Source organism: Salinivibrio sp. SS3 (assembly GCF_001722105.1).
Classification (GTDB): Bacteria; Pseudomonadota; Gammaproteobacteria; order Enterobacterales; family Vibrionaceae; genus Salinivibrio; species Salinivibrio kushneri.
This window is the reverse complement of the sequence record NZ_MEBQ01000029.1, coordinates 1-1,057: the sequence shown is the minus strand read 5'-3', so window position 1 is coordinate 1,057 and position 1,057 is coordinate 1. Positions and strand designations below refer to the sequence as shown.

Genomic DNA, 1,057 nt, shown 5'->3' with positions numbered 1-1,057 from the left:
CTCCGCAAGATATCGTGATCACCATTACCGGTAGCGAGGATGCCCCTGAAGTCACCGGTGAATTTGTTGGCTCGGTCACCGAGGGTGATGTGGGCGATGCCGCGGTGACTGCCACCGGCACCATTGCGATCAGTGATGTTGATGGCGACGATAGCCCAACCTTTGCGGATACCACAGCATCCGGCACTTATGGTTCACTGGAACTAGTCAATGGCAACTGGACTTACACGCTTGATCAAGCCAGCGTGCAGAATTTAGATGCCGGCGATCAGGTCACCGATACCATCACCCTGACTGCGAGCGATAACACCCAACAAGATATTGTTATCACCATTACTGGGACGGATGACGACCCCGACGTCAGCGGTGAGCTTGTTGGTTCAGTGACCGAAGGCAATGAAGGTGATGCAGCGGTGACTGCCACCGGTACCCTTGCGATTAGTGATGTCGACGGTAACAATAGCCCAACCTTTGCCAATACTACAGAGACTGGCACCTATGGCTCGCTAGAGCTGGTCAATGGCGATTGGACTTACACCCTTGATCAGTCTGCCGTGCAGGATTTAGATGCCGGCGATCAAGTCACCGATACCATTACCCTGACCGCAAGCGATAACACCCAACAAGATATTATTATCACCATTACCGGTAGCGAGGATGCGCCAGAAGTCAGCGGTGAGTTCGTCGGTTCAGTGACCGAAGGCAACGTGGGCGATGCCGACGTCACTGCAAGTGGCGCACTTTCAATCAGTGATGTTGATGGCGACGATGCGCCGACTTTTGCGGATGTATCAAAATCTGGCGCCTATGGTTCACTAGAGCTGGTCAACGGCGATTGGACTTATACGCTTGATCAAAGCTCAGTGCAGGATTTAGATGCCGGCGATCAGGTCACCGATACCATCACCCTCACCGCCAGCGATAACACCCAACAAGATATCGTGATCACCATTACCGGTAGCGAGGATGCCCCTGAAGTCACCGGTAGCTTTACTGGCTCAGTGACCGAAGGTGACGTGGGCGATGCCGCCGTCACTGCAAGTGGCACACTTTCAAT

1 protein-coding gene is annotated in these 1,057 nt (G+C 53.6%); it reads left to right on the top strand.

Annotated features, from left to right (window positions below; all coding sequences use genetic code 11):
* Positions 1 to 1,057 (top strand): VCBS domain-containing protein (locus BGL48_RS10835; RefSeq protein WP_255377395.1); only part of this gene is annotated, 1,057 nt, incomplete at both ends.